This window comes from Chryseolinea serpens (assembly GCF_900129725.1).
Lineage (GTDB): Bacteria > Bacteroidota > Bacteroidia > Cytophagales > Cyclobacteriaceae > Chryseolinea > Chryseolinea serpens.
In genome coordinates, this window is record NZ_FQWQ01000005.1 from 433389 (window position 1) to 457502 (window position 24114).

Below are 24114 nucleotides of genomic sequence, written 5' to 3' on the forward strand. Positions count from 1 at the left end.
TGACATCAGAATATGTAGCGATAGTTCACGTCGCCTTTCCACTCGGAATAGGAGGGAGCATAGGTGAGCTGTTGTGACCGGTTGTTGATATAACTTAGGTTGACACCAAAAGTATGATGCTTCGTCACCTTGTAGCTCAGCAGCAGGCTTTGGTTGAGGATGAGTCCATCGTTTTGTGTGTTCAGTCCTTTGAGAAAGGAGCCATTCCAACCTGCCGTCAGCTTGTTGTCGAAGATCTTGTTCACGCCCAGGGTGAGCCCATAGTTGCCTTGCTCGAAGCTGGCCGATTTCACGTCGGTGTAGTTTAGGCTGCCACTCAGCGTGAGGTTGGTGGGCACCAGCGTGATTTGATAGTTCACAAAAGCATTGTAGGCCTTGGTATCGCTGTTGGTGTCCACGCTTTTGTCGACGCTGGAGAAAAGATTGTAGTTGGCCGATACCACGAGCGCATGCACACGTTTTTCGGTAGCCACGATATAGCGCGGTGTGAGTGAAAAATTCTGCGACACCTGCACAATGCGAAATGAATCCTGCAACAACACCGTGCGCCGCTGCTGCGTGTTAGAATAATTCGAGTAACTGAAGTCCACCCCAAGCCGCTCCGTGATGTCGGCCGACACATTGGCCGAGCTGATCACCCGGTGACTGGTCGTCTGCTTTTGCTTATTCAGGTTGTCGTGCTGAAACCCGATGCTGCCCGAGACCCTGAGCTTTCCCTTGAGCAGCGCCGTGCCCGGGGCGACGGTGACATTCTCCAGGTCGTTATTAAAGAAGTAGGCGCCCATGCTTTTATAATCCGGATCCACACGACGGTATTGAACCCGCACCGACGTTTTGTTTTGTTGAAAGGCGATCGAGGTTTGCCAGGCGTTGTAGCGTTCCGTAGTGGCATTCGTCACCATATATTTTCCCGCAGCCTTAATCATGCCGTCGTTCGCGGGTGGCACGTTCGACTCGGCTGTCCTATCGCGCGTGTAGATGCTGGTGGCGACCTCGAGCGAATACGTAAACATTTTTAAAAAACGGACCTGGCCATTCAAACCCACCACCAGGTTCTCACCCGCTGTGACGGCGCCTTTTAAATTCGCCGGCAACGTCACGCTGTTGGCCACGTCGTGCGCCTTCACCACACTGGCGTCGATGAAATTGCTGCCCTTGCCCACGCCGATCTTGGCGGCAAAACCAAAGTTGGCATACGTGTAAGGTTGATAAGTTTTCGATAACGTATCCACCGGTGTGGCACGATTGAATCGCCCATAAATAAATCCCGCGCGAAGCATGCCCGGGTTGGCTTCAAAGCCACCACCCAAAAATGTATGGCCGGCCAATGTGAACTGCGAAAAGGTGATGTTTCGATACCCCGCATGCACCTTGAGCCATTTGTAGTAAGGGCTCATCCCAAACTGATTGAAAGGCTGCCGAAACGCACGATCCTGTTCGCTATACGTGAACGACAGCGGGACCACCAGCGTGTTGTAAAAGCTGAGCACCGGATTGCCCGTCAAAATATAAGAGAACGGTTCGCGCCGGTTGGCGATGCCGTTGGCGCCATAGAAGATGGCGCGCGCCGAAAGACTCCCCGAAACGGTCATGGGCTTTTGTTGCCCGAGACCTTCCAGGTTTTGCGCGACAGTTGCCGGCAAAAATCCAACCCACATCACCATCACAAAAACACCCGCACGGATTTTAGCCACACACCTGTCATCTTGCTTCCGGTAAAGAAGGGATGAAGCCATCATGATGAACCAGATGAATAGTGTGATTTAGTACTTCACTAGAAATTTGCCTTCTGAAACGATGAGCTCGTCAGTGTCGTGTTGCAAGGTGCCCTGGAAGGTGCCTTCTAGTACCCGGTTCTTTTGGTCATTCCGTGTGAGCACGATCTGGGCTACTCCGGCGTCGTTGGGACCGGCGCCATAGATATCATGAAAACTGTCGGTGGTGTAATAGATGAATCCTTTGAAGTCGGCCCCCTTGATGAGCTCATAGGTTTGGCCTTCCTTCATGTCTTTGTAAGGTAAACCGAGGGCGAGGGCCTTGGTAGTGGTGCCATCGATAAAACCCAGAATGTCCAGGATGTCTTTGTTGTCCGAGTCTACCATGGTGTGTGCCTCCGTAATGTTCAGCTTGGTGTTGTCGAGGGAGGCGCTCATGGTGTTTTTTTCCGGGATGTTGGGCGCGGCATCATCGCTTTTGTTGCAGCCGAGCAGGATCATCGCCGGCACCAACAAGGTTACTACATACTTTTTCATGGGTCTTTTGAGTTTGTCTTTTTTGATAGGAGATAACTGTGAGAGCCTACAAGGTTTCCGACTCGTTAGTAGACGACGGAGAATTTTCCATTCGAGCAGGGCAATGCTTCGGTGGCGCTTCTTAAGCTGCCGTTAAAATTGCCTTCTATCTTCCGGCCTTTCAGATCATTTTTTGTAACGGTGATTTGCCCGTGCCCATTTTGAGAGGAACCGGCGGCGTAGGTGTCGGCCCAATTGTTGGGGGTGTACATGATGTAGGCGCTGTTGGAGGAAGCATACTCCAATTCAACGCTTTCGCCTTCTTTCATAGTCTTGTATGGCATGCCGACGACCAGGAGCTTTTCGTGATTGCCGTCAAGCGAGGCGACAATGCTCAACATCTCGGTGTTGACGGGATCGATGGTGGCTTGCATCTCGGTAATATTGGCCGTCTTGCCATCGAGCGTTGCACTCATGGTGTTTTTCGGCGCAACCGCTTCATCGTCGTTGTGGTGGCAGGCGATCAATAACACGATCGGTGCCAGCAGGGTGAGGGGATTTCTTTTCATGGGTCTTTTACCTTTATGTGATCAGTCTTTACAGGGATGAACCTGTTCACATCCGCCAGAAGAGAGCGCTGGCCGATATTGCTTGTGAAACTAGCGTGAAGGGAAGTGCGCCGAAACTGCGGGTGCGTGCCCGGCGGCGCTCATTGCATAGTCGGCGGCAAACGTGCAACGGTCGCGTGCCCGGCCGATTCTGCCGGTTATGCGGCAACGGCCGCCGAATGCGCAGCGATGCCCGCAGGTTATTGAATATGGATTTGGCTGGCCATTGTTTGCTGTAATTTTATGGACGTCAAAGATTTAATTGCTATTTTCAGAAACCGAAACCCGTATGCTTCAACCTGGCAACCTTTGCCTTCCTTCATGAAAAGACCACTCACGCTATACGGAGCAGCGTTGCTCATCTTCCTGAACACAGCGATGTGGGCACAAGAAGGCGTGGTTCGCCTTCCCGGTCACACCGGGCTTCCCGAAAACTATTTCAACCTGAAAGACGATGCTGCCCGGATGAAGTTCCTGGTCGGGGCCATTCGGGACTCGATCTATTCAGACCGGTTCACGAACGTTTACGAGTGGTCGAGGTTGGGCTATCAAATGGCCGTGAAGAATAAGGTCGACACGCTGAAAGGGATATTTCTTTTCGACATCGCTAAAGCCTTTACCTATAAACTTGTCGCGTTCGACAGCGCCATAGTTTATTACAAGCGAGTGTTGCCCTATTTCCCCGACAAGTTGAATCCATACAATCTCCAGGCTACGCGCGAGATCATGGAAGTCTATTCCGAAAACGGCAACAAAGACTCCACCTTCCGCTACCTGGACATCCTCACGTCTACCATGGACGCCATGCCCGACACGCTTTCACAAAAAAATTCGCTCTCCCAAAACATCGCCACCGTGTATCAATATTTTGGGATGTACCGGACCGCGATCCGCTATTTTCAGATCGCGATCATGGGCCACCGGGCCAATAAAAATTTTCCAGACCTGGGCATTGCGCTGGCCAACCTCGGCACGCTCTACAATGAAATGGACGACATTGAAAGAGGCATTCAATATTCAAAAGATGCGTTGCCCTACCTGGTTGGATTGAACCGGGCCTATCATCAAACCGCCTCGAACGTCGCGGAGTTTTACGGCGAGTTGAATCAGTTCGATTCCGCCCTGCACTACCTCACGCTTTCCAACGCACGGATCAGTCAAGTCAAGAATCAGGAAGCTGGCATTGTCAATCAAAATATCATGGCGCTGATCCTGATGTCGAAAAAGAAATACCCGGAGGCGGAACGGATCCTGAAAAAAAACCTGGAGCTGCTGGCGCCTACCGACGACTTGTGGAACCTTTGCAAGACACACCTCAACTATGCCGCGCTCGACACATGCCTGAAACGTTACGATCGCGCACGCGACCACCTGAACTTCATACTCACCACGGCGCGCGAAAATCAAATTCCCATATTTTCCCTGCTCGCGCTCGACAACCTGGTGCGCATCGCCAACCGCACGGGCGATTACAAGACCGGCTTGCGCGACCAAATCCTGTTCAACCACCTCGAGGATTCGCTGAACACCGAAAAGTCGCGGAGTGATCTCAACGACCTGGAGATAAGCTATAACCTTTTGCAAAAGGAGCAGCAGATCCAGCTGCTGAGATCGGAGAACACCGTGAAAAATCTGGAGCTCGAAAGCAACCGGCGCTCGTTGCTGTTGTATCTGCTGGGCTCGGCGTTTATTATCGGCTCGCTCGGCGTCGTGCTCTATCAACGCAACCTCCGCACCAAAATGCAGACCCAAAAACTGCGGGCTGAAATGCAGACCCAAATTCTTCGTTCGCAGATGAACCCGCATTTCATCTTCAACAGCCTCAACAGCATCGAGAACTTCATCATGCAAAACGACAAGCGGCAGGCGTCCGACTACCTCAGCAAGTTCTCCATCCTCATCCGCGGCATCCTCGACAGCAGCATGAACGAGATCGTGCCCTTCATGAAAGACATCGAGGCGCTAAAGCTTTACATCGAGTTGGAGCAACTGCGCTTCAACGACAAATTCAAACTCGCCCTCCACATCGACCCCGTGCTGGCGGGCGGCGACTATCGCGTGCCGTCATTGTTGATCCAACCGTATGTAGAGAACGCCATCCTGCACGGCCTCGCACCCAGCGAAGAGCCGGACTTGTACCTCACCATCATCGCCGTGCTCCAGGACGACCAGATCCGCTACACCATCCAGGACAACGGCGTGGGCATCGCCCAGTCGAAGGAATACAACACCCAGAACAAACCGCACCACAAGAGCGTGGGACTGAAGATCACCGCCGAACGCATCCGCATGTTCAACGGCCAACCCCACGACGGCGCCGTCACCCTCACCAGCCTCGGCGGCGACGGAAGCACGACAACCGGAACAAAAGTAGAGATCATCCTAAACGTAGTCTAACCCCATGGCACAACTCCAAGCCATTATCGTTGACGACGAGCTGAGCAGCGTTCAGAACCTGCAACAAAAACTCGCCGAATTCTGCCCCGACGTAAACGTGGTCGCCACCGCCCAACGCCCCGAAGATGCCATCCTCCTCATCCGCCAACACAAACCCGACGTCATCTTCCTCGACATCGAAATGCCCCGCATGAGCGGCTTCAGGATGATCGAAGAACTCGGCGACTGCGACTTCAACATCGTCTTCACCACCGCCTACAACCACTATGCCATCGACGCCATTCGCATTAGCGCGTTCGACTATCTCACTAAACCCATCGTCATTAAAGACCTTCAACATACTATCGAGCGTCTGCTTAAATACCAAAAGACCTATACGCGCGACAAAATGGATGTGTTGCGCACTTCGCTGGCGACTCCAAAAAGCCAGGAGGAAAAAATTGCCATTCCTACCAGTGATGGGTTGGAGTTCATTCCTATTAAAACCATCATCCACATCGAGTCGAGCTCGAACTATTCCACACTCTCGCTTACCGATGGCAAAAATGTGTTAGTCACGCGCTTGCTGGGAGACTTTGAGGAGTTGTTGCAACCCTATAATTTCTTTCGGGTGCATAATTCGCATCTTATTAATATGGCGCATATCAAGAAGTACATCAGAGGGGAAGGAGGGCAGGTGGTGATGCAGAATGGGAATGTGATCGATGTGGCGAGGAGGAAGAAGGAGGAGTTTTTGAAGCATATTTCGTAGGCGGTTGAGCGGAAAGGGCCTTTTTTACCCTATAGCAAGTTTGGGACGCCAATTAATGTGTCGAAATGAGGCGTTATACCTATGTAAAAAAGGTTTAAACATTTTTTTTGTTATTTGCCCAAAGAGTTCAACTTTGCAACTCAGAGTTTTGGCGAGAGATCAGTAATTGATTCTTTCGTCACGATTGCCCTGGACATGGTGAGATTAGTAAAGTTCATCTTGACGATAGTCATTTGGATTAATCTCTTGTGTCGTGAGCGCAACCTTCTTGAACCCATTGTGCGTAGTAGCATAAACCTGGAAGAAGCAATGGAACCAAGGTCTTTAAAAGGTCAGCGACACAGGCAATTGGTCAATTTGGCAAAAAACAGAAAAAACTTTGTTTTCTGAAAAAATCGCGTAATTTGTATCAACATGGCTAAAACCCTTTTCAAATCGACGCAGGAGCCTCGGCAAATTCAAAAAACGCAATCGAGCGCGCCCTGGATTTAGTGAGTTCGGGTCCCCCGGCTCCGGTGTTTGGCGAGAGATCAGTAATTGATTCTTGAGTCACGATTGCCCTGGACATGGTGAGATTAGTAAAGTTCATCGTGACGATAGTCATTTGGATTAATCTCTTGTGTCGTGAGCTTCAACTGTAAAGTGCTATTATGCTGGTTAACGCCATTCACGGGTCTTTGCAACTCAAAATAGTTTGATGATTGAAGAAAAAAATCTTCATGATGAAAACAATGCATTCTTACGTAGAGTTGGCAGTGAAGAAGCGCTACGTGATGCATGGAGACAATTGAATAAGTCCAATCCCGACTCTTTCGGACTTTCTGGAGAAACAATCTCGGACTTCAGAATTAATCTCGAATCAAAAATCCCTAAGATCAGTCAATCAATATTGTCGGGCAAATATAGATTTTCAAAAAATAGAGCCTCGTTAATCCCCAAAGACAACGGAAAATTTCGCCCGCTCCAAATTCCTGAAATTCAGGACAGACTAGTGCTTAAATCTCTAGCTATTCAGATTGAAAAAGAATTTGCTTTTAAGCTAAGCAAAAGCAAAGACGTAAGCTTCGCATATCAAAAAGGCGTAGGGATTCAAGATGCCATGAAAAAAATAGTTGAATACTATCAAGATGGGTATCAATGGGTTTTAGAGGCAGACATTGTTAACTTTTTTGATAAGGTAGAGAAAAGAAGACTGCTAGCACAATTTGTTAATCCGCAGTTGCCCAACAGTCAAGTGGTGCACAAATTGATCGAAAAAGGCTTAAGCATGAAGCTAGATCTATCAGATATAGGCGATAGTGATCAACATTATTTTCAGGGCTTGGAAGGAGGAATACCTCAAGGAAATCCCCTGTCTCCACTTTTCTCAAACATCTACCTTCAGGCGTTCGATTCGTATATGATCTCGCAGCAATACAAATTGATTCGTTATGCAGACGATTTTATAGTAATGCTAAAATCTGAAGAAGAGGCAAGGAAATGTTTTGATAAAGTTTCAAAATTCCTGACGGAAGATCTCGATCTTGAACTACATCCACTAGGGATGAAATCAAAGATTATCAAACCTGATAAAGAAGCTCTTTCGTTTCTATCAATTACTTTCGATGGCGTTAAAATGTATCCCAGTGAAAAGAATGTGACCAGATTCAAAGACAGTATTGACAAACTTTGTTACGCGGAACAAAACAATCGAACGGTATTGGAAATTTTGCAAAGAGTTAAGAATGCACTCGATGGTTGGTTGTCATGTTATTTTTTTACCGATGTTGATAGATATTTTGATGAAGTGGATAGTCATATAAATCGACAAATCTACCTTACATTAAGTAAAAAGGATTGGAAGTTTTTGGGTCGCGTAACCGGAAAACTAAAAAAGAAATTTCGAACTCCGGGAACTAGTGCGGATTGTTTTTCCGATGTGCAAAGAAGGTATTCAGGTGTCCCTTTTTGCAAAGCTATAATTGATGAAAGAAGGGCTTCTGGACTAAAATTTTGATCAAGGTGTTATGACGACCGGCTGCTGAATTCTTAATCGGATTTCATTATAAATGTCAATGGCCACTGTTTCATTTATTTCCAGGGTTACCGAAAGAGCGTATTTTATACGCTCTTGAAATGTTGATGCGTCTTCTTTGCAACTAACGCGAATGCCTAAATCAGAATTTGCATTGAAGACTGTCGCACGACTTCCTTCGAAAATCTCATGCTGTATCGTTCCCCGTTTGACTGTGTTATCGTCATAGTGAGTTCGTGAAACCTCTAATAACTGAGTTAAATTTTGATCGGGAAAATCAAAAAATAAAGCTGCGCTTCTATATTTTTGGTTAAAAGGATTGATCGGTGTGATCCATGCAAGTGTGATAGTTAGTTTTCGCCAAAAAACTTGACCACTTATGCCAAAGGGCATGGGTAGTCTAAAAAGATGGCCTTCTTCTGGACTTAAAGAGCCATATCCAACGAGTGTGACCTTTTGTTCAGTACAGTTCACAACAGTATTTGGATTGACAATCCCGAATCCTAAAAGTCGAGCCAGCAAATCTCTTTTATTCCCTTCGTGGAAACTCAAAGCTCTCAATATAAGTTGCCTCGAGGTTGTATCCCAGGATGCGCTATGTGTTAGTAGGCTCTTGGCAATTACCGGGAAATATTCATTTAGATCAATCGTACCATTCAGTTCTTCAGTATCGATAAAATTCTCATAGACTTTTCCAGCGGTTCTAGTTAAAAGTGCTGCTGAATTGCTAGTGCCGTGAGTAAACCTATAACCATTTAAATTGCCCTGTGCTGAAGGTGAGGCCACTTTTATGCCGGGAGCTAGACTTTGAAAATTAGCTGCTGCAAAATCGATACTCTGGCCGGGCGCCTGCCTGTACAAAAACCTACCTCCAGGCATTAACACATCTGGTTTAATGCTCCGTCTGAACCCAAGGCCAAATCGGCTTATAGGGCTAAATATTCGAGCATCTGTAAAAAGATTAATTCTGTTTTGCAAAGTAAATGGACCATGATTATCGGAATGAGATGCGCCGACCGTTAGTCCATTAACAGACTCCCCGGGCGAAATAATCCTTTTATGGCGAATATTGTCATAGATATAACGAACTATCAGCTCACTCAGGCGTTCGGGATGACCAATTAATTCATCGATTTGAGCAACTGGGATCTGAGCGGCAATGTTTTCAGAGGAATTGCCCGCGCTTATTATAAATAAAACATTGTATTTGAATGATAACCAATCGACCAATTTTGCCAGGGAACTTAGGGCACCGTTAAATACTCGTGCTGGATCACCGATTGATAAATTAATCACCTTCACGTTGGGCGCTGCAGCCAAAAAAGCGCCGTCGTTTTCATATAGCCTTTTTACCGCCTTGTGGATCAGGTCAACCAGCAAGAGATTTTGAGGAATGTATTCAACAGGTGTACCGCCAAAAGAGATATCAGGCTGCATAATTGGCCTTACATAAAGAGGAAATTTTAATGGAGATTCTTCAAAGTTCAAATCACCATGCAAAATAAGAGAAGCCATGGCCGTGCCATGCTGTCTGGCAATTGCAGTATAATTCAATTGAAAATTATCTGGGTCATCGATAGTTAATCTGTTGTTGAGCAGCTGATGATTTTGCATTGGTAACCCATCAAACAAAGCAATTTTAGGATCATTTAAAATTGGCGCATCGCGTTCTAAGTCCTCTTGTATCGTTTCTGCGGCCGGATCATAATTTACCGCGCATTGACCGACTGGCCTCATAAACATTATATCAGACGCAGCCAGAAGCCTAATAGTATTGTTGTTGTACAGATCATTAAAAACTCCTATTGGTACCTTCACTAAAAGAGCATGATAGCCAATACCTCCTATTACTGACTCCTGAAGTATTTCGCCATCTATTTCCGCGATGTGATTTTCAATATTTCCTTTGGTGGTCGCTCTTTGATTGGGTGTCTCCCGATACCAAAGTTCGATTTCAAGGTGTATGGTCTCCTGGTTCGCTATTATTCGTTGGTTCCAGTCTTCCAAAAGTCCGGTTTCCTCAATTCGATCTCTTAGTCCCCAAGGTCTTACATCATTCAACATTCCAAACAAATCTCTCCATTTAGTAAAACCAAAAGGAAACCTTTCGCCAGTGACATAGTAATTATCCCATAAAGATTTTAGCTGTACTAGTGCTGTCTGATTGGACATTATAAAATAAAGTCTTCCTGTGATAGGTTTTGCCTCATCCTCATAATGAAAGAATTCATTCGCTGGAAAATCCTGATCCACTTCACCCATCCACTCCATACCTGGCATTCTTCTCAGAGCTTTTATAAACTCATCAATAGTCCCCCTGGTCTCAAAAACCAATACCATTTCGGGATCAACGCCTGCTACATCCGTCTGCAGTCTGACGGTTTGAGCCTCCAAAGTTCGGGCTAACTGTTCAAATTTAGGTTGAAGTCTTGCTCTTTGCTCTTCATTCGTCGGCTTCACAAGTTCTTTAGGAGCTCCTCCACCCTTTCTTTTCCAGCGCCCCGTTGGTGTTGGGGTTGGAAAAATCAAGAGAGGTTTTTCAGGCATTACTTTATGTTTGGCTTATACGATTTATTAAATTCATCCAACTTGTCTCTAATTATTTTCTTAAGATTCGCGTGTGGGATTTTAAGAACATACGTTCTTAAAACTAATTTACAGAAATCTTCAGCTTCAGAAAAATTCACACCTTTCAATCTCTGAGCTATATAGGAGGGGGTATACCCAAAGGACACATTAGATTGTATTTCAAACTTCCGAATCACTTGTTCAATTTGCTTAATTGTCGGTTTAGCTAGCATTAACTTTGCCTGAAATCTCCTCCAAACTGCTTTATCTAGCAATTCCGGATGATTCGTGGCGGCAACAACAATTACGTAACTTGGTAGGCGATCAATTTGCAACAGCAAAGAGCTAACAAGTCTTTTAATCTCACCGGTTTCGTGAATATCGCCTCGTTCCTTTCCTATTGAATCGAATTCATCAAAAAAAAGAATGCATCGTTGTGTTCTTACATATTCAAAAAGTGTATTCAATCGAGTGGAAGTCTCCCCCAAATAGCTTGCAATAATTCCTTCATACCTAACTGAGAAAAAAGGAAGCATTAATTCTGTGGCCAACGCCTCGGCCAATGAAGTCTTTCCATTACCTGGAGGGCCGATTAAGAGCACGCGATTTCTTGGCTCAAGACCATACGATCGAAGTATTTCGGCTCTGTTAAATTCTTCAGCAAAATCCTGGACAAAACGAATAATACTTTCAGACAAGACAAGATCTTTTAAACTTATCTTAGGATAAGATTCAAACAAATAATTCTCCGCTTTCGCCTCCCCAACTTTTCCATTGTTATAAAAGGCAACAGTATTGTTATTGGTCATGTTATTTAATGTTGAAAGATTCTCTTGAAGTCGGTCTGCAAGTACATGATGTTGCTTTACGCGTTCTTCTGCAATTATTGCCTCGACTACCCGGCGAAATAAGGTTCGATCACCTTGTAAACCTGATTGGACCAATTGTAAAAGTAAATCTGAACGAGCCATTTGCTATTTTTGACGAGCAACAAAGGTATGAAACAAAAGCTACCAATTAAATAGCAAAAACATCTATAATGTCCTGACTTTTAATGCCTTAGTTCTGGTCCATAACCACCCAGCGGCGACGTTCGCCCCAGCGAGGTAGACAAAGACATTACCGACCGGCTGATTTGACAACCGCCATTCCTGGCTCATAACTCATTCGACAATACCTCTTGCAAATTTGAGATCCCGATAGCGTACAGTATCAAGTTGCCTGAGTTTTCAATCCTGGTTTCATTTTCCTGTAAATCTTGCTGTCGTCCAGGACCCCAGTGAAAACCAGAGTCTTTAGTTGAAATTGGCTCTGTGTCCGTAAAGTCTAAGTACACACCGCTTTCGAGTTTTAACAAGGGTTCGTAGTCTTTATCCTGGAACGAGAAGGGCACTTTTTCACGCTTCAACCAAGTTATAACTTCCTTCAACCTGACATGAGCGAAAGGTTTGATGAAATCCAGATCAATCTTAAATGTGCTATTTTGAAATTGAAGCATTTCATCGTGATTGATGCAGTCGTATAAAAGATGATCGTTGTGAATGAGGAAGGCTTTACCGGAATTCTTTGTCAAAAAATGAATTTCCCATTGTCCATAAGAAAACATGAAGGCTTCGCCTTTGGAATCTGATCTCCAGTCAGGAGTCCCAAGACATCCGATCACCTCTGCCTCGGTCATGCCTAATCGAACGCCTCCAAAGGTTCCGCTTTTTATGAAGTGTGCTATGTTGGCTGTTGTCATGTTAAATTATCGGGAACGTGCTTGGTTATTTTTCGGCTTACGGGTCGCAAATTATTAATATGGCGCACATCAAGAAATAGATCTATGACGAGGGCAGGTGGTGATGCTTGCTCGTCGGCTACCCAAAGGACGGTATTTATCATCCTCCCTTTTTTTTGTATTTTAAATGCTGTCAATCAATTCTCTTCCAACTTTAAAACCCTCTACTATGAAAATGAAGTTCAAACTTCTTTTGGTTGCGCTTTTGTGCGCGATCATCAGCCGCGCGCAGACCAACACCAACCTGGGAACCAATGCCGGAAATGCCGGCAGCGAAAACACATCGATCGGCTACAACGCGAACGACGTCGTAACCGGCGTCTACAACGTAGGTGTGGGTTCTTATGCCGGCTCAGCCCTGACGACCGGGAACCAAAATACGTACATCGGCGTCTCCGCGGGAAGGTCCACCACGACGGCCAGCTACAACACTTTCCTGGGCATTAACGCCGGCTATGACAACACGACGGGCGGCTCGAACACATTTCTCGGCGGTTATGCGGGATTCAAGGTCACTACAGGTACGAACAACGTTTTTGTTGGAACAAACAGTGGGAGGAGTCTGACCACGTCGTCTGCCAATACCGCCATCGGCTATCAAGCCCTGTATTCTTCCCCTACTGGATACTACAACACGGCCACCGGCACGGAGGCTTTGTATAACACGATCAACGGGGGGAACACCGGATTTGGATACCGCACACTCTATTCTAACACGACAGGCTACAACAATACAGCCGTGGGAAACAACGCGCTTGCTTTCAACGGGACGGGCACTTACAACACAGCGGTCGGTTATTTTTCGAATGTTCCGGGAGGAGGCGTCTACGTTGAGAATTCCACAGCCCTGGGATCCGAGGCGCAAATCACGGCTTCGAACCAGGTACGCATCGGCAACAGTAACGTCACCAGCATTGGCGGCGTGGTGGGCTGGTCGGTGGTTTCGGATGGTCGGTTTAAAAGCGATATCAAAGAAGATGTCTCCGGACTGGATTTTGTGAATGGACTACGGCCCGTCAGCTACACGCTCGATCGCGCGGCGTTGGACAAATTTTACGGCTTGCCCGATAGTGTAACGCAACGAAGCAGCGCTTCACGGAAAATTTCTATGCGCACTACCGGCTTTGTTGCCCAGGAGGTCGAGGCCCTGGTGAAAAAGACCGGGTATGTCTTCGGTGGCATCGATGCTCCTCAAAACGAAAAGGATCACTATAGCATCCGCTACGATCAGTTTGTGGTGCCGCTGGTGAAGGCCGTGCAGGAGCTGTCGGCAAAGGTAGGAGAGCAACAACGCCAGATCGAAGCCTTGCTCGCCCAGGGGGGCCATCTCGAACAGAGCCTTCTTCATCAGTCGATACTCTACCAAAACAACGCCAACCCTTTCTCGTCCGACACCGAGATCAGGATGGTCGTTGCGCAAGACGTGATCAGTGCGCGCATCATCGTCTACAACCTCGAGGGCGCCCAGCTCAAAGCGATCGACGTCAAGGGCCGCGGCGACCAACGCGTCGTGCTTTCGGGCAACGAACTAAAAGCAGGGATCTACCTCTACGCACTCATCGCTGATGGAAAGATCATCGATACGAAACGGATGGTGTTGATGAAGTGATAAGAGTTTGAATTTGCAGACAACTCTCCATTGGATGTTTCAATGGAGAGTTACTTTGTCTTCTCTTCTTTGCGCACAAATATTGAAAGGTCGCAGTCATTTAAAAGCCTTTACCGCCGCCTCCATCTTTACAACACCGATATTACACATCGAACTCCGTAGGAGTTCCCCATCATAACCCCGGGTGAAACCCGGGCTCAAGTAACAAAAAATCAATGCGCCACCTGCGCAAGAAGATTAAAGCTCCATCGCCATCATGGCGCATCCCTCGCAGCACTAACCTACAGCGTACCCGTCGCACACCAACCCATGTTACAACGCATTCACATATCTGAAGTTTAAACTCTCTTTTTTAATTTTCTACGACATTGAAGTAAGATTGATTTACGAACGCCATAGACAAGTGAAAAAATTTTGTACATTAATATACCTTCCTCCGGAGCACACCCTTTCTTAAACTATATTCATTACCATAAACCCAACCTCTATGAAAGCACCCTTCATCGCTCTGTTGTGCGCAACAACTTTGCTGTCCTGTACCAAGCCGGCAGAAAAACCTGCCGAACCCGTCGCCGAAGTCAAGCCGACTCCGGATATTGAATTTGCTGATGCCAAGTATACCGAGATCGGTAAAAAGGGAATGAATGCCCTGGGATCCGGCGACATCGATGCGTGGATGTCGACGTTTTCTGACAACGCCCGCTATCTTTGGTCTTCCGGCGACAGTCTCGTTGGAAAACAAGCCATTCACGACTACTGGAAAAACCGCCGCGCCAATGTGATCGACTCCATCAGTTTTGTCAACGACATCTGGTTGCCCGTCGAGGTCAACAAACCCCAACGCGGTCCCGACAGAGCGGGCGTCTGGCTTTTCAGCTGGTACATGGTAAAGGTTAAATACAAAAACAACCAAAAACTCGCCATGTGGATCCACAACGACATGCACTTCGACGCCAACGACAAGATCGACATCATGGTCCAATACCTCGACCGCGCCCCCATCAACGCCGCCCTCGCCAAGAAGAAATAACTCTCCCAGGCAAAATCTTCCCTCTCTGGGACCGTAGTCACAGCAAAGTCTCCCGCCTCGGGGACTTTGCTGTTTTCAAGCTTCCCGCAATTTTATCCCCCCACTAAAAATATTTCTCCGATCCGGGAACCAAACCCCCCGCTTCCGCGTATTTAGACCGATCGGTTTATTTTATCAGACCCTGAAATAATCGACCGACCGGTTTAAATCCACACCGCCATGACAAAATCCGAAAAAACGCGCCAATTCATCATCGAGCAATCGGCGACCATCATCAACCGGAAAGGGGTTGCGGGAACTTCGATATCCGACCTCATGGAAGCCACCAAGCTCGCCAAAGGCGGTATTTACGGCAATTTCGAAAGCAAAGAAGAGATCTGTGTGGAAGCCTTCGACTACCTGACCGGCAAGGTCTCCAGCGGTCTCAACAACGTCATCTCCCAGCAGACCACGGCCCGCGAAAAGCTGTTCGCGTTGCTGGACTTCTACCGCGATCGCCTGGCCACCAGCGACACCGGCGGCTGTCCGCTGCTGAACTTCGGCACGGAAGCCGACGATACAAACCCCGACCTAAAGCAACGCGTGGCGAAGGCGATCAAAGCGAGCCAGCAACGCATGGCCCGGTTAGTGGAAGAGGGCCAGGCCCATGGCGAATTCAACAAGAACATCGATGCCGGCCTTTTTGCCGTCAAGATGTTCACCATGATCGAAGGCGCCATCTTCACTTCCCGCGTCACCAACAACAGAGCACCCATGAAAACCATTGTCGATGTCCTCAAAAAGGAAATCGAGTCCTTTTGAATTTTTTTTGAATAAAAAAAGACCGATCGGTCTAAAATATAAAACTTAAATAAACCCAAAATGAAAACCTCAAAGAACACAATCCTCATCACCGGCGGTGGCTCCGGCATCGGTTTTGAAACCGCGAAACTGCTCTCACAACAAGGCAACACGGTCATCATCACCGGCCGCAACGAAGAAAAGCTGAAAGCCGCCACACAACAGCTGAAGGATGTACACTACATCGTAGCGGATGTTACAAAAGAAGACGATGTCAATGCTTTGATCGAAAAGATCAATCAAGACTTTCCGGATTTGAATGTACTGATGAACAACGCCGGGCTTGTTTTCCTTCACAATGTTGGCACGTCGGCAAACGCAGCGGCCCTTGCCCGCGAAGAAATGGACACCAACTATTTCGCCGTCGTTAACCTGACCACAAAACTTCTCCCGCAATTGAAAAAGCAACCTGAAGCTGCTGTGATTAATGTTTCGTCCATCGTGGCCTTTGCTCCCGGACTCTCGTTGCCGACCTATAGCGCGAGCAAGGCCGCGCTCCATTCGTATACACAAGCGCTGAGACTCAGCGTCGCATCCGACACCAACGTGAAAGTATTTGAATTGATGCCTCCGCTGGTAGACACGGAGTTTGCTAAAGACATTCCGTCCGACAGTAAGATCTCGCCACAAGAAGTAGCGGAAGACCTGGTACGGAGCCTGGAGACCAACCACTACGAGATCCGCGTGGCTTCAACTGAACAACTTTACAGCAATTTCCTGAGCCAGGCCGACAAAGCTGTGTTTGCGCTAAACAGACTTGAACAAAACTAATACCACACCCGAACATGAAGAACTTGAAAGAAAATCACGTGGCGATCAGCACCCTTTTAGCATTCGCGCTCATTCCCTTATCCGGATTTGCGACCGATATTTATCTCCCTTCATTCCCCACCATGGCGACATTCTTTGGCACCAGCCAGGGCGACATCCAATTATCACTGGTCGTGTTTGTGGTGAGCAGTGGCGTGGGGCAACTTTTTGTTGGAAGTCTGCTCGACAGTTTTGGTCGTTACCGGCTCAGTCTCGCCGCGCTGATCATATTCGCCGTGTCCTGTTTTGTGATCGCGAATTCCCACAGTTTACCTTTAGTGCTGGCGATGCGTGTGATCCAAGGCCTGGCCGTGGCCCTGATCGTGGTGGGCAAGCGGGCGTTTTTCATGGACATGTATTCGGGTGAAAAATTAAAACACTACACCAGCCTCTTCTCCATCATTTGGGCGACGGCGCCGATCACCGCACCTTTCATCGGTGGTTTCCTGCACCACTATTTCGGATGGGAGTCAAATTTTTATTTCCTTGGAACGGCCACGCTGATCATTTTGGCGCTCGAGCTGCGGTATGGCGGTGAGACCCTCAAAGCCTCTCACCCTTTCAAATTGCGTCACCTGTTAAAGATCTACGTTTCCAAACTGGAGACAGCCGATTTCAGTCTGAGTCTCGTTATCCTGGGCCTATGTTTTTCGATGGTCATTTTGTATAGCATGGCGAGCCCGTTTATCATTGAGCAGGTCTTTCATCAATCGGCCGTGACCACCGGCAACTGTTCGCTGTTGTCGGGTCTCGCGGTCATGATGGGCGGTCTGCTCAGTAAATCTTCGATGCGGCTCAGCTTGTACAAAAAGATGTCCGTTGCCGGTCCATTGCTTTTTGCACTCTCGATCCTGATGATCATCACCATGCACTATTTTCCTAGTCTGTTAGCGATGATGATCATTGTCATGGCCCTGCACACGGTTTCCGGTTTCACCTTCAACACCTTCTATTCGCATGCCCTTGGACGGTTCACCACCAACGCCGGCATCGTCAGCGGCATCACCGGCGGAGGAACCTATATCATCACTTCGCTACTGAGCTATGCCCTCGTCAGCGTATTGAACGTTCAAGACCTTGTCGTCCTGGGCATGGCCTATTTTCTTGTGGCCTCCCTGATTGCCGGATCACTCATCCTCTTCATTCAAGCACAAAGACGCACGATGGTGAGAGAACAGAGCGCCTCAGCTGCTATCTCCTAAGTGCCACCAGTAAGTTCCCCTGCCCACGCAAAGTCTCCCGCCTCGGGGACTTTGCGTTCTTTCCCGGCTACCTGAATTCTGGCCATTAATTCAACCCAAATGAATTGAAATAAAAACCGCGCTTCGCTATATTCACTTGTCAGAAGCGCGGCGTTCTGCGCAATAGTTTGTCATATTTTCAACCCCACCTCAGCGTTTTCTAGTTTTTTGACAATGGTATTGGGACATGTGATGATCGTCACAAAGACTACCAAACCCTCTGGTGCTTCTTCGCATTGGCTATGGAGAAAAAGACCCCCTCGTCTCCAACCATCCATTCGATCCGGTCTGTACACGACCCGGAGCGGAAGAGTAGCGATCGACATCAGACGGTCCTTCTGAGCACCGACACGCTCACCAAAACAACTCCTCCCTTCTATTTTGAAAACAAAACAATCCAATGTCAACACATGGATCGTCGTTATATACCATATGAACTAAAACTTAACTATTATGGCAACGAAAAAAAGTAAACCCGCCTCGAAGTTGTACACCTATCAGAATGGGAAAAAAGTTTTCTTGCGCAAAAAGCCGGATCAGTTTGTTGTGCGTGAAGCCCCGGAAGATCTTATCGGAACCGACAAGATGAAGGCGTTGGAAAGAACCTCTCCCTCTTCAACCCGCGTCACCGTGAGCAGCGCTGCACTGGACTCGGAAATGAAGAAAATGCGGAAGGAAGCTGTGACCCATCATGCCTATACACGGGAAGATAGCGATGCTGAATTTTTGATCACAGACCGGATCATCGTCACATTCAAAAAACCGGCCACGCATGAAAAGCTTTCCGAGTTTATGGCCAAATACGCCTTGATCCTGATGAAGAAATATTCGGACACCGAGTTCTTGTTCCAGCTTACCGACCAAACGGGCATAAATCCCGTGAAGCTTGTGGTGGCCATCACGGAAACGGAATCCAGTGTTGCCACCTGTGAGCATGATTTGAACAGGAGAATGAAGCGCACGCTCAATTTGCCCACCGACGCAAAGTACAATCAGCAATGGCATTTGCACAAAAGGCTGGTGAACCCCGAGTTCGATCAACGGTCGTCATCCAACTGTGAGGACGCCTGGAATCTTTTGGGTCATTTTGGTAGTGCCGATGTGGTTGTCGGTATAACGGACGATGGATGCAAGATTGACCACCCCGACTTTGATTCGCCGGGAAAATTTGCCACGTGGGGATATATGGCGAGTCTCACGCTGGTGCATCGCGACGCCATCAGTGCCAATCCGCAAAACATGTATGAGCCGGGATCGGATCACGGCACTGCTTGTTGTGGGGTGATCGGAGCGGAGGTGGACGCTTCGTTGGTGGTGGGGGCGGCACCGGGCTGCAAGCTGTTGCCCATCAAATGGGAAAGCGATGGCGCGAGCTTGTTTATAAGTGATGATAAGTTTATGACGGTCCTCAATTTCATCAGCGACAAAGTGGATGTATTGTCCAATTCCTGGGGAGCGTCGCCCGATGAAACCTGGTCATCGAACGTGGTGAACAAAGTAAAATCGCTCGCACTCACGGGTGGTCGCCGGGGAAAGGGTATTGTTTTTGCGTGGGCGTCGGGCAATGAAAATTGTCCCATCAGTTTTTCATCCAACCTGAACATACCCTATACCAGTGGTGTTGAAGTTCGCCCCGATGGTTCCGGCGTTTGGGTTGGGGTGGAGACATCCAAAACATTTTCGCATAACCTCGTCGGTATCCCGGGCGTGTTGCAGATCGCCGCGCTGGCCAGCAATGCGCAGCGCAGTCACTACTCAAATTACGGCACAGGCATATCGTTGTGCGCCCCGACAAACAACGTTCACGAATATTATCGTCTCTCAGTTCCAGGACTTGGCATCACTACCACCTCGGGCGAAGGCCCGCTTTTTGAGGATGATTTTGGAGGAACTTCAAGTGCAACGCCATTGGTCGCTGGCATTGTTGGGTTGGTGATCTCCGCGAATCCAACGCTTACCGCCCTGGAGGTTGTTTCCGTTTTACAACGCTCCGCCAGCAAGGATCTCAGCATGACCGGCTATCCGAAAACGCCACCCGCCAGCTTTGACACGAACACCTCGTGGGATATTTCTCCCGTCGCGCCGTTTGATAAAGGTGACTTCAAAAATATAAATCATGCCGACGGAACATGGAGTCCCTGGTTTGGTTTTGGAAAAGTAGATGCGGCGCGCGCCGTGGCAGAAGCGCTTCGATCGGTGCCCGGTCCGGTCGCAGGCAACACGATCGTAAAATCCTCGACCCCGGGCAAGACGATCCCCGACAACAACCCGACTGGAATCACCGACAAGATCGCGGTGACTGAGCAAGGTGTGATCGCATCGATAAAGATCGAGTTGGACATCACCCATACCTACATCGGCGACCTCGTCGTTTCGTTAACGTCGCCACAGGGAACCGTGATCTTACTCCACAACCGAAATGGAGGAAGCGCCGACAACATCAAAAAGACCTACGACCTCCAAAGCCTTGCATCGCTCGCCTCATTAGCAGGCAAAACGATCACGGGAGACTGGACATTGAAAGTAACGGACCTGGCGCAGGTGGACACGGGCGTTCTGAACAGTTGGAAACTTCAATTTGATTTGTCCACGGAGCAGTTCGTGTTGCTCGAAGACGCACCGGGCATAGTGATCCCGGATAATAATCCGACTGGCATCGAGCGGAGTCTTCAAACATCCAGTGGAGGGACGATCAAGGCTGTTGAGGTGGGCATTGACATTACGCATACCTATATCGGTGACCTGGTGGTGAACCTGGTGTCGCCGAAAGGTTCCGTCATATCGTTGCACAGTAAAATGGGAGGATCGGCAGATAACCTCATCAAGACCTACACCTTTAACAATACGATCGCGTTGAAAGCGCTTCTGGGCGAGCCGCTGGCGGGTACATGGAAGTTGAAAGTTTCGGATACGGTTGGCCAGGATGTTGGGAAGCTTAACAAGTGGTCGTTGAAATTGATCAAGTCATAGATCGGTACAGGTTTTCAGCGCGTGATACCTTTGAATAAATTGCAACACAAAACTCAAGCCCTGATCGACTTGAGTTTTGTGTTTAGACCATTCTTCATCTCTGGGATCACCGTAGAAGCAAAGTCTCCCGCCTCGGGGACTTTGCTGTCTCACCTATCTCATATCCACCTCATAAACGAAAGCGAAAAACTCGCCCCCTTCCCCGGCTCACTCTCACACGAAATATCGGCATTCATGGCCACAACAAATTTTTTAACAATCGAAAGTCCTAACCCTGTCGAAGGCTCATGGTCGGTGGGGCGTGCACTTAGTTTCTGATATTTGCCAAAAAGCTTTCGCTTGTCTTCTTCGCTTAGGCCCGGACCCTGGTCCCGGATCTCGCACATGACGCGGTCATCCCAGGCCTGCAAGCTGACAAATACCTGGCGTTCGAAGGGCGAGAATTTTATGGCATTGGACAACAGGTTTTCAATCACTTGTTCCAGGTAATCTTTGTCGGCCTTGACATAAATTTCGGGATCGATCTTTCGGACGATGGAAATGCGTTTCCGCATGGCGTCAACACTGAAGCGATCGGCCACGGCGGTGCACATGGACGAGAGGTCTACGGCTTCGAGCTTCACGTTGAGTTGTTGGGCATCGATGGCGTCGACGTCCAGGATTTTCACGATCATGTCGTCGAGGCGCAGGGCGCTTTTTGCGACCATGTCCAGGTAGGCGTTTGAGGTCTCGTCCACTTTCACGTTCATTTTCACCAGTGTCAGCAAACCCATCATTTGCCGGAGCGGGCTTCTCAGGTCGTGTGCCACCACGCCGATGAGGTTATTTTTTTCCTGGTTGAGCAGGACGAGTTCTTCATTGCTGATGCGCAGTTCGTTTGTCCGCTCGTCGATGAGGGCTTGCAGCGCGATGTGCTTCTTTCTGTTGCGCGCGTTCACGGCCAGGAACGTAAGCACGACCAGGGTGGCGGCGCCGATCAGGCAAACGGCATAGAACCACCACCGTTGCCAATACGGTTTTGCAATGGTGAAATGAATTTGAGCCGGGTCGCTCCAGGCGAATGGCCCATTCTTTTTGGCCCTTACCTCGAGTGTGTGATCGCCCGCGGCCAATCCTGAAAACCGGAGTTCCGGTTCCGACGTGGTCATCCATTCATCGGCGGGTAGAAAGTGATATTGATACGTCACTTCATTTTCCGGGAACGTGATGCACGACACCACGATGGCCAGGAAGCGACCGTAGTCGATGGGATCGCTTGTGCGCGCAGCGGTGATTTTTCCGTCCACAAGCACCTGGGTGAACCGGGGCTCCGGTGTTTTGCTCAGCACGGTCAACGGACGCGTGCTATAGCAAAGACCCTTCGCGGTGCACACCCAAACATTTTCGCGGCTATCGACAAAAAGACCTCGCGGCGTGATGGTGTTCGACAGTAAACCGGAACTCTCATTGAACAGATCGACCGCTCCCGTTTGTGGATCATAGAGCGTCATCCCCAGGGCGTTGGCGACCAGGAGTTTGTTGCCGGCATAAGCGTGAATGGAGCTCACCGGCAAGCCCGTGAAGCGCTCCCCCATGTTGGCCCGCTCCAACCGGCCATCATGCAATTTTAACAGTCCCTCGGTAGTAGCCAACCAGATCGCGTCACCGGAAACAACGAGGTCGACGACATTGAAATCGCCATGCACGGCAAGGTTCATCGGAACACTGATGTTGTGAAAGATGGTGTCGTTGTTGGGCTTAAAATACAGGTAATTGTTTTTTCCAGACGAGGCAATGTACATGCCTTCCTTGCCTTCGCGAAGGATGTGGATCACGCCTTCCTGTCCCAACGAGACGTCGTACGAGTGAAGGTTCAGGTTCTTGTCGATATAATGGACTTGTGCGCTGCCCGGGATCGCCAGCCAGATGTTTCCATTCGAGTCGCGGGTGATTTCGGTCACAAACCGGCTGTTGGCGCTGAAGTCAAATTGCCTTTTTATTTTTCCATGGCTAAGCAGGAATACTTTGAAAGCATTGGCCACCCAGACGCCGTCTTTGACCGTGATGAGCGACTGTGAATAGCCGGCTGGAATGTCAAGCAACACTTTATTCTTTTTTGAAATGCGATCGAAAGCATAGAGCGTGCTGCGCGTGGCAAAGTACATGATGGCCGAGGTGGAGTCTTCCGCAATGGCTTCAATGAAGTCGGCAACATTGGTGTCGATTCCGCGAAACAGGTTTTCCTTCATCATCACCAATCCTTCGTTTCCGGAGATCCAGATGTCGTTGTCCGGGCTGGTGTAGACGTGATTGATGTTGTTGATGGGATAGGAGAGTGGCGTGAAGGTGCCCTTGTCAAAATCGGCGATAAAGTGTTTGGTGCCACGCGTGGCAACAAAATAGTGGTGGTTGTGCAGCGCCTGAACAAAGGAGACAAAAGGGACTTTCAGGACGAGCGCCGGCACGGTGAATCCTCCGTCGTTCGGGAGTGTAGCTTGCGACATGCCGGCCGTAGAGCCGATGATCAGTTTGTTGTCTTCAGCGGAGACAAACTCTACGCCATATGGAAATTTTTTGTCGATGGCTTCAAAGGCGTCGCGGCTGGCGTTGTATCGAAACACGTTGCCTTGAAAGGAGGAAACAAAGAGGTCATGCTTTTTGTCCTCGAAAAAAGAAAACGACCGCAAAAACTGGGGCGACCGGTTGGCGGCATCGAAGGTGTATCGTTTCAGGGCACGGTTGCGCAACCGCACGATCGACTGCGACTCGCTGATCCAGATGTCGCCGTTCACATCTTCATAGAGTACCTTGGGATAGGAGAGTGTCGTGTCGTTTTCAACTCTCGCCACCGGGCAGAGGGTTTTGAAGATCACGGTGTCGCCCAGGTTATGAATCTCGATGAGGTCGCGATCGCCATAGGCCAGCAGCCGTCCGCTTCGCGTGGTCAGAAATCCTTTTGCGTAGTTGCTATGCATGGCGGCGCGATAGCTGGTGAATTTAACGCCGTCGTATTTGACGATGCCTTCGTCGGTGGCAATCCAAAAATAGCCAAGGGAGTCTTGCGTGCAGCTTTTCACGATGTCGCTGGGCAACCCGTCGTTCACGCGGTACGGTCTATAAAAATACTCCTGTGCTATCGCAGCAACAGCGAGCTGCAAAAGCAACAAAACGATCGTGCATTTTTTCACGTACAAGACAATAGGATGGGCTAACCTAAGATAAGAAAACTCGATTGTTCTTATAAGCAAAAGCCCATCTTTTTTTAAGGAAGTGCTGTGGGTGTGAG

General features: G+C 48.6%; 16 protein-coding genes. 9 read left to right on the top strand and 7 right to left on the bottom strand.

All coding sequences use genetic code 11. The features are described from left to right. Window positions 1-5: 5 nt before the first annotated feature. The 3 genes from BUB30_RS29885 to BUB30_RS29895 form a co-directional block, all read right to left on the bottom strand. Entirely contained in the window at window positions 6-1694 is a 1689-nt protein-coding gene (locus BUB30_RS29885) for a hypothetical protein (protein WP_073141966.1), read from the bottom strand. Between the two features lie 69 nt (window positions 1695-1763). Then, on the bottom strand, window positions 1764-2252 hold the full coding sequence (locus BUB30_RS29890) for a hypothetical protein (protein WP_073141967.1): 489 nt from the start codon (window positions 2250-2252) through the stop codon (window positions 1764-1766). Between the two features lie 65 nt (window positions 2253-2317). Then, on the bottom strand, window positions 2318-2800 hold the full coding sequence (locus tag BUB30_RS29895; RefSeq protein ID WP_073141969.1) for a DUF6252 family protein: 483 nt from the start codon (window positions 2798-2800) through the stop codon (window positions 2318-2320). A 360-nt stretch (window positions 2801-3160) separates the two neighbouring features. Here BUB30_RS29895 and BUB30_RS29900 point away from each other — a divergent pair, with 360 nt between their 5' ends. The 3 genes from BUB30_RS29900 (at window position 3161) to BUB30_RS29915 (ending at window position 7983) form a co-directional block, all read left to right on the top strand. After that, the gene (locus tag BUB30_RS29900) at window positions 3161-5236 is read left to right on the top strand and encodes a tetratricopeptide repeat-containing sensor histidine kinase (protein WP_178377230.1); all 2076 of its coding nucleotides are present in this window, start codon (window positions 3161-3163) and stop codon (window positions 5234-5236) included. Between the two features lie 4 nt (window positions 5237-5240). Then, window positions 5241-5987 carry a LytR/AlgR family response regulator transcription factor gene (locus BUB30_RS29905; RefSeq protein ID WP_073141972.1) on the top strand — a complete coding sequence of 249 codons (747 nt, stop codon included), beginning with the start codon at window positions 5241-5243 and terminating at the stop codon, window positions 5985-5987. Between the two features lie 697 nt (window positions 5988-6684). After that, complete coding sequence (locus tag BUB30_RS29915; RefSeq protein ID WP_073141976.1) at window positions 6685-7983, top strand: reverse transcriptase domain-containing protein; 1299 nt, start codon at window positions 6685-6687, stop codon at window positions 7981-7983. On the opposite strand, the gene BUB30_RS29920 is transcribed toward BUB30_RS29915, so the two are convergent. The 3 genes from BUB30_RS29920 to BUB30_RS29930 all read right to left on the bottom strand — a co-directional run bounded on the left by BUB30_RS29920 (window position 7984) and on the right by BUB30_RS29930 (window position 12310). After that, window positions 7984-10548 (bottom strand): S8 family peptidase, encoded by a 2565-nt coding sequence (locus tag BUB30_RS29920; protein ID WP_073141978.1) that lies wholly within the window; start codon window positions 10546-10548, stop codon window positions 7984-7986. Next, on the bottom strand, window positions 10548-11540 hold the full coding sequence (locus BUB30_RS29925) for an AAA family ATPase (RefSeq protein WP_073141980.1): 993 nt from the start codon (window positions 11538-11540) through the stop codon (window positions 10548-10550). The genes BUB30_RS29920 and BUB30_RS29925 overlap by 1 nt, the downstream gene beginning before the upstream one ends. 185 nt (window positions 11541-11725) lie before the next feature. Continuing rightward, the gene (locus BUB30_RS29930; protein WP_073141981.1) at window positions 11726-12310 is read right to left on the bottom strand and encodes a hypothetical protein; all 585 of its coding nucleotides are present in this window, start codon (window positions 12308-12310) and stop codon (window positions 11726-11728) included. Window positions 12311-12518: 208 nt separating this feature from the next. On the opposite strand from BUB30_RS29930, the gene BUB30_RS29935 reads away from it, so the two are divergent. The 6 genes from BUB30_RS29935 to BUB30_RS29965 all read left to right on the top strand — a co-directional run bounded on the left by BUB30_RS29935 (window position 12519) and on the right by BUB30_RS29965 (window position 20849). Continuing rightward, window positions 12519-13958, top strand: coding sequence for a tail fiber domain-containing protein (locus BUB30_RS29935; protein ID WP_073141983.1), 1440 nt, complete (start codon window positions 12519-12521; stop codon window positions 13956-13958). Window positions 13959-14445: 487 nt separating this feature from the next. Next, complete coding sequence (locus BUB30_RS29940; RefSeq protein WP_073141984.1) at window positions 14446-14988, top strand: nuclear transport factor 2 family protein; 543 nt, start codon at window positions 14446-14448, stop codon at window positions 14986-14988. A gap of 219 nt (window positions 14989-15207) precedes the next feature. After that, window positions 15208-15789: a TetR/AcrR family transcriptional regulator gene (locus BUB30_RS29945; protein ID WP_073141986.1), complete on the top strand. Its 582-nt coding sequence runs from the start codon at window positions 15208-15210 to the stop codon at window positions 15787-15789. 60 nt (window positions 15790-15849) lie between these two features. Next, window positions 15850-16599, top strand: a complete 750-nt coding sequence (locus BUB30_RS29950; protein ID WP_073141988.1) for an SDR family oxidoreductase — start codon at window positions 15850-15852, stop codon at window positions 16597-16599. A gap of 14 nt (window positions 16600-16613) precedes the next feature. Next, on the top strand, window positions 16614-17840 hold the full coding sequence (locus tag BUB30_RS29955; RefSeq protein WP_073141989.1) for an MFS transporter: 1227 nt from the start codon (window positions 16614-16616) through the stop codon (window positions 17838-17840). A gap of 492 nt (window positions 17841-18332) precedes the next feature. Beyond that, window positions 18333-20849: a proprotein convertase P-domain-containing protein gene (locus BUB30_RS29965; protein ID WP_073141993.1), complete on the top strand. Its 2517-nt coding sequence runs from the start codon at window positions 18333-18335 to the stop codon at window positions 20847-20849. A 158-nt stretch (window positions 20850-21007) separates the two neighbouring features. Here the strand turns inward: BUB30_RS29965 and BUB30_RS29970 are convergent, their stop codons facing one another. Then, window positions 21008-24016, bottom strand: a complete 3009-nt coding sequence (locus BUB30_RS29970; protein ID WP_178377231.1) for a sensor histidine kinase — start codon at window positions 24014-24016, stop codon at window positions 21008-21010. Window positions 24017-24114: the final 98 nt, after the last annotated feature.